Source organism: Ideonella sp. (assembly GCF_044358605.1).
Taxonomy (GTDB): domain Bacteria; phylum Pseudomonadota; class Gammaproteobacteria; order Burkholderiales; family Burkholderiaceae_C; genus Ideonella.
Genome location: NZ_JBIKNQ010000105.1, coordinates 1 through 5951 on the forward strand (window position 1 = coordinate 1; position 5951 = coordinate 5951).

Consider the following 5951-nt stretch of genomic DNA (forward strand, 5'->3'; position numbering starts at 1 on the left):
CAGCTACGTCAACGGGGCGCAGTTCGACTGGCAATGGTTTGGCGACCCGAACGGCGGCTCTCGCAAGGTGGCCACAGCGCCCGCAGGCAGCTCGGTGTTTCGGGTGATGCCGGTGGTCTACCCCTCTGGCACCACGCTGACGGGCACCATCACCACCGATGGCAGCACCGGTGTCATTTCGGCCGCCAACATCACCGACTACCGGCTCAAGGTGCAAACCGTGAGCGAAGTGACATATCTGCGCACGGCCACGGGCGGCAACAGCAGCGTGCTGCCCAATACCAACGGGGTCAGCAGCGACGGCACGCAGTTGCTGGTGGCGCGCCCCGGCGGCTATCTGGGCTTTGGCGTGCCGCCTGTGGGCAGCCGGCGGGGCGAGGGCGCGGTGCTGGCCGACTTTGGCTCGGCAGCGCCCGCCAAAGGCCAAGCCGGTTACTTCAACCCTTTCACCCTGGAGTACAAGCCCCTGAAGTTCTCGGGCGGCCTGTACCCGGTGGCTCAACTCATTCCCTAAGCCGCGCTCTGCAAACGCCAGCCCATCAAGGAGGTCGGCATGTCTAAGGCCGTGCTGAATCAACTCGTCGACACCGTCAAGGCGGCCACGGCAGACCAACGCCCGCTGTGCATCCGTGGCAGTGGCAGCAAAGACGGCCGGGGCGGCCCGCCCGTGGGCGAGGTACTGGATGTGCGGCCGCTGTGCGGCATCTCGTCTTATGAGCCCACCGAGCTGGTGATCACTGCGCGGGCGGGCACACCCCTGCCAGAGCTGGAAGCGGCTTTGGCCGAGCGCCAGCAGTACTTGGCCTTTGAGCCCCCCCGCTTTGGCGGTGGCACCGTGGGCGGCATGGTGGCTGCGGGGCTGGCCGGCCCGGCGCGCGCCAGCGTGGGCAGCGTGCGCGACTATGTGCTGGGCGCCACGCTGCTGAATGGCCGTGGCGAGGTGATGAGCTTCGGCGGCCAGGTCATGAAGAACGTGGCGGGCTACGATGTTTCGCGCGTGCTGGCCGGCTCCATGGGCGTGCTGGGTGTGATCTGCGAGGTCTCGCTCAAGGTCTTGCCGCTGCCGCCCGCCAGCCTGACCCTGCGCTTCGACATGGACCAAACCAGCGCGCTGCGTCACCTCAACCAATGGGCGGGCGACCCGCTGCCGCTGAACGCCAGCGTGTGGTGGGACGACACCTTGGTGCTGCGCTTGCGCGGTGCCGCTGCGGCCGTCACATCTGCGGCGCGACGCCTGGGCGGCGAGCCCATCGCCGAAGACTTGGCCGCCCCGTTTTGGAACGGCCTGCGCGAGCAGACCGATGACTTTTTTGCCACGGCCCGCGACGCCGTGCGCGCCCAAGGCGCGAGCCTGTGGCGGCTGTCCGTCGCGCCCAGTGCGCCGCGCGTCTCCTTGGGCGGCGAGCACCTGATCGACCAGTTGGTGGAGTGGGGCGGCGGCCAGCGCTGGCTGCTGACCACGGCCAGTGCCACTGCCGTGCATGAAGCAGCCCAAGACGCCCGAGGCCACGCCCAACGCTGGTGGGGCGGCGACGGCGGTGCCGATGGCTTTGCGCCCTTGTCGGCCCCGCTGCTGCGCATCCACCGCGAGCTGAAGCGGGCCTTTGACCCCGCCGGCATCTTCAACCGTCAACGTCTACACCCGGAGTTGTGATGGAGCACGCGACCGAAGCCTCGATGCAGGCCTATTACGCAGAGCGGGCCCGCGAGTACGAGGCCGTCTATGCCAAACCTGAACGGCAGGCCGACCTGGCCGCCATCAAGGCCTGGCTGCCTGCCCAGTTTGCCGGGCGCCGAGTGCTGGAAGTGGCCACCGGCACCGGCTACTGGACACCCGCCGCCGCCGCACAAGCCGCCGAGTGGCTGGCCACCGACATCAACCCCGAGACCCTGGCCGTGGCCCGCGCCAAGGCCCTGCCGCCCTGCGTGCGCCTGCAAGAGGCCGATGCCTACACCCTGGATGGCGTGGCCAGCCATTTCGACGCCGCCTTCATCGGCTGCTGGTGGAGCCACATCCCCCTGCGCCGCCTGCCCGACTGGCTGGCCACCTTGCACAGCAAGCTGCAGCCCGGCGCCCGCGTGGTGCACCTGGACAACCAGTTTGTGCAGGCCAGCAGCTCGCCCATCACCCGCCAAGACGACGAAGGCAACACCTATCAAACCCGCCGCCTGAACGATGGCCGCAGCTTTGAAGTGCTGAAGAACTTCCCCAGCCCTGAAGCCGCCAAGACCTTGGCAGGCCCCCGCGCACGCGACGCGCAGTGGCACGACTTTCACCATTACTGGGTGCTGAGCTACACGCTGGCGCCGCAGGACTGACAGCGCATGCAAACCCATCTCGCCCCCGAGCACGCCCACACCGCCGACGGCCAAGCGGCTGAAGCCATTTTGCGCAAGTGCGTGCACTGCGGCTTTTGCACCGCCACCTGCCCCACCTACCAATTGCTGGGCGACGAGTTGGATGGCCCGCGTGGCCGCATCTACCTGATGAAGCAGGTGTTGGAAGGCGCCACCCCGACGCGCTCCACTCAGTTGCACCTGGACCGCTGCCTGACCTGCCGCAACTGCGAAACCACCTGCCCCAGTGGTGTGCAATACGGTGCGCTGGTGGAGATTGGCCGACGCTTGGTGGACGCCAAGGTCGAGCGCCCACGCACCGAACGCGCCGTGCGCTGGCTGCTGAAAGAAGGCCTGCCCTCGGCCGCCTTTGAGCCCGCGATGAAGCTGGGCCAAATGGTGCGCCCATTACTGCCTTCATCGCTGAAGGCCAAGGTGCCGCCCAAGGCCAGCAAAGAAGCCCATCGCTGGCCCACGCGGCACCATGAGCGCAAGGTGCTGATGCTGATGGGCTGCGTGCAGCCGGGCATGATGCCCAACATCAACTCCGCCACCGCACGGGTGCTGGACGCCGCTGGCATTCAAACCGTGGTGGCCGACGAGGCCGGCTGCTGCGGCGCCATCCGTGCCCACCTGGGCGACCAAGAAGGCGGCTTGAACGACATGCGTCGCAACATCGACGCCTGGTGGCCGCTGGTCCAAGGCCTGACCGCCCACGGCGCGGTCGAGGCCATCGTGATGAACGCCAGCGGCTGCGGCGCCACCGTCAAAGAGTATGGCCATGCCCTGGCCCATGACCCCGACTATGCCGACAAAGCCCAGCGCATCAGCGCGCTGACCAAAGACCTGAGCGAGCTGCTGCCTGAACTGGTGGCACCGCTGCAAAAAGCCCTGGCGGCCAAGCGCCACCGGGGTGAGGCACAGCCTGAAGCGGTGCCGCTGGCCTATCACCCGCCCTGCACCCTGCAACATGCACAGCGCCTTAAGGGCGGTGTGGAAGAACATTTAGCCAAGCTGGGTTTTGAAGTGCGCACCGCCAGCTGCGACAGCCATTTGTGCTGCGGCTCGGCCGGCACTTATTCGGTGCTGCAGCCCGAGATCTCGCTGCAACTGCGCGACCGCAAGCTCAAGGCCCTGGCCAGCGTGCCCGGCGAGACCATTGTCTCGGCCAATATCGGCTGCATCCAACACTTGCAAACCGGCAGCGAGCGCCCGGTGCGCCACTGGGTGGAAGTGTTGGACGACGCACTCACCGCAGCGCAAACCCTGAGCCCGCTGCGCGAGCCTGCCTCGCTGTGAGTGCACCGCTGCCCTGCCCTTGTGGCCGCAGCGATGGCACCGGGCGCCAAGCGCGGCCGCTCGCCTATGCCGACTGCTGCGGGCGCTGGCACCAGGGCCCCTTGGCGCTACAAGCACCCGATGCCGAGAGCCTGATGCGCTCGCGCTACAGCGCCTTTGTGCTGGACCTGCGGGACTACCTGCTGGCCACCTGGCACCCCGCCCACCGCCCTGCCACGCTGGAGCCGCCTGAGCCCGGTTTGCGCTGGCTGGGGCTGACGGTGAAGCGCCACACCGTCTTGGACGCGCAGCATGCAGAGGTTGAGTTTGTGGCGCTGAGCAAGCTGGGCGGGCGCGCCCACCGGCTGCACGAGATCAGCCGCTTTGAGCGCGACGCTGAAGGCCACTGGCTCTATCTGGACGGCCAGCACCGCTGATGCTTGACTCTTCCGTGGACATGGCCTGGGCCGACGCCGCGCACGCCGCTGGCCTGCCACTGCTGTGGGCGGACGAGCACTTGTGCGTGCTGCACAAGCCACCGGCCCTGTTGGTACACCGCAGCGAGCTGGACAACCGAGAGCAAGATTCGGTGATGGACCGCCTGCGTGCCTTGAGCACCGACTGGCTGGCCCCGGTGCACCGCTTAGACAAAGCCACCTCCGGCCTGCTGATGCTGGCCCGCAGCCCCGAGGCCGCACGCCAGATGGGGGCGCTGTTTGAAGCAGGTGGCGTGAGCAAGGCCTACCTGGGCTTGGTGCGCGGCTGGCCGGCTGAGCAGCAGCTGATTGACTACCCCTTGGCCCGCGACCCCGAGCTGCCCAGCACTGGCCAGCCTCACCTGGAAGCGCAAACCGAATGGCAGCGCTTGGCGCGGGTGGAGTGGCCTTTTGCGGTGGATGCACGCCATGCCAGCAGCCGCTATGCGCTGGTCTGCGCTCGGCCGCTGCAAGGCCGACGCCACCAAATCCGCCGCCATGCCAAGGCCATCAGCCACCCGCTGGTGGGGGACACCACCCACGGCAAAGCCCCGCACAACCATGCGGTGGCCCGCCACGTCGGCACGCCGCGCTTGTGGCTGCACGCTTGGGGGCTGCGCTTCGCCCACCCCTTTACAGCGCAGCCGCTGCGGCTGACAGCCCCGCCGGGGCCCGAGTGGCAGCAGTTATGCGCCAGCGGGCCTTGGCTGGACCCGCTGCCCGCGCTGGACACTCCCCTCTTCTGACCACCATGCATCACGGGCTTTGGGCCGCTGCGGCGTCCTACATCATCTGGGGCTTATTCCCGCTGTATTTTCATCAGCTGAGCAACGTCCCGTCGCTGGAGATCGTGGCCCACCGCTCGGTCTGGTCCCTGGTGTTTGTAGCCGGCGTATTGGCCGTGCAGCGCCGCTGGGCCTGGCTGCGCGAGGCACTGCGCCAGCCCAAGGTCTTGGGCACTTATGCGGCAGCCGCCCTGCTGCTGTCGAGCAACTGGCTGATCTATGTCTGGGCCGTCAACCACGGCCATGTGCTGGAGGCCAGCCTGGGGTACTTCATCAACCCGCTGGTGAATGTGCTGCTGGGCGTGCTGGTGCTGCACGAGCGGCCCCGCAAGCTGCAATGGTTGGCCCTGGGCGTGGCTGGTGCTGGCGTGGTCTGGATGGCCGTGGCCATGGGTACGCCTCCCTGGGTGGCGCTGGCCTTGGCCCTGAGCTTTGGCTTTTACGGTTTGATCAAAAAGATGGCGCCGCTGGGCTCGCTCGAAGGCTTGTCTTTGGAAACCCTGCTGCTGGCGCCCATCGCGGTGCCCGCCCTGCTGTGGCTGACGCTGCACAGCCCCGACGGCAGCCACAGCCCCAGCACCTGGGCCTGGCTGCTGGTGGCAGGGCCGCTCACGGCCATTCCGCTGCTGCTGTTTGGTTTTGGCGCCCAGCGGGTCAGCATGGGCACTTTGGGGCTGCTGCAATACCTGGCGCCCAGCCTGCAGTTTGTGCTGGGCTGGCTGGTGTTTCAAGAGCCCCTCAGCCCACAACGGCTGCTGGGCTTTGGGCTGATTTGGCTGGCGCTCAGCCTGTACAGCTGGGACTCTTGGCAAGCCTTTCGGCGCCGCGAAGGCTAGGGTCTGTTGACATACAAATCCTACCCGCGTGAGCCCTACAGGCCAGGCCAGTCTAGGCGCGCTGCGCCGCCCGCACCTCTGTGCGGGCAAGCGGCGCAACAACGAATGGCGTGGCCTGTAGGACTCACCCGTAGGGCAGGGCGTCCAAGGGCGCTGGCGGGTGTTGCTCTCCTTGCCCGGGCACCAGCCCGGGCTGCGGATTGCGCCTACTCCAGCGCCCTTGGACACTCCTGCGCGGG

7 protein-coding genes are annotated in these 5951 nt (G+C 67.7%); all 7 read left to right on the top strand.

The window, feature by feature from the left end:
- A partial coding sequence (locus ACIQ3Q_RS21940) for a hypothetical protein (protein WP_396271369.1) occupies positions 1 to 514 on the top strand: 514 nt, incomplete at its 5' end.
- Positions 515 to 553: 39 nt separating this feature from the next.
- Positions 554 to 1654: a glycolate oxidase subunit GlcE gene (gene glcE / locus ACIQ3Q_RS21945; RefSeq protein ID WP_396271370.1), complete on the top strand. Its 1101-nt coding sequence runs from the start codon at positions 554 to 556 to the stop codon at positions 1652 to 1654.
- Positions 1654 to 2319, top strand: a complete 666-nt coding sequence (locus tag ACIQ3Q_RS21950; RefSeq protein ID WP_396271371.1) for a class I SAM-dependent methyltransferase — start codon at positions 1654 to 1656, stop codon at positions 2317 to 2319. Before glcE ends, ACIQ3Q_RS21950 begins: the two co-directional genes overlap by 1 nt.
- Before the next feature lie 6 nt (positions 2320 to 2325).
- Positions 2326 to 3636: a glycolate oxidase subunit GlcF gene (gene glcF, locus ACIQ3Q_RS21955; RefSeq protein WP_396271372.1), complete on the top strand. Its 1311-nt coding sequence runs from the start codon at positions 2326 to 2328 to the stop codon at positions 3634 to 3636.
- Positions 3633 to 4052, top strand: a complete 420-nt coding sequence (locus tag ACIQ3Q_RS21960) for a YchJ family protein (protein WP_396271373.1) — start codon at positions 3633 to 3635, stop codon at positions 4050 to 4052. The genes glcF and ACIQ3Q_RS21960 overlap by 4 nt, the downstream gene beginning before the upstream one ends.
- Entirely contained in the window at positions 4052 to 4837 is a 786-nt protein-coding gene (locus ACIQ3Q_RS21965) for a pseudouridine synthase (RefSeq protein WP_396271374.1), read from the top strand. The genes ACIQ3Q_RS21960 and ACIQ3Q_RS21965 overlap by 1 nt, the downstream gene beginning before the upstream one ends.
- A gap of 5 nt (positions 4838 to 4842) precedes the next feature.
- A complete protein-coding gene (gene rarD, locus ACIQ3Q_RS21970) occupies positions 4843 to 5712 on the top strand; it encodes an EamA family transporter RarD (protein ID WP_396271375.1) in 870 nt (289 codons plus the stop codon).
- Positions 5713 to 5951 lie beyond the last annotated feature (239 nt).

What these genes read in the sequence shown, in the direction of transcription:
- glcE (WP_396271370.1), top strand. Translation starts at nt 554, where the DNA reads ATGTCTAAGGCCGTGCTGAATCAACTCGTCGACACCGTCAAGGCGGCC.
- ACIQ3Q_RS21950 (WP_396271371.1), top strand. Translation starts at nt 1,654, where the DNA reads ATGGAGCACGCGACCGAAGCCTCGATGCAGGCCTATTACGCAGAGCGG.
- glcF (WP_396271372.1), top strand. Translation starts at nt 2,326, where the DNA reads ATGCAAACCCATCTCGCCCCCGAGCACGCCCACACCGCCGACGGCCAA.
- ACIQ3Q_RS21965 (WP_396271374.1), top strand. Translation starts at nt 4,052, where the DNA reads ATGCTTGACTCTTCCGTGGACATGGCCTGGGCCGACGCCGCGCACGCC.
- rarD (WP_396271375.1), top strand. Translation starts at nt 4,843, where the DNA reads ATGCATCACGGGCTTTGGGCCGCTGCGGCGTCCTACATCATCTGGGGC.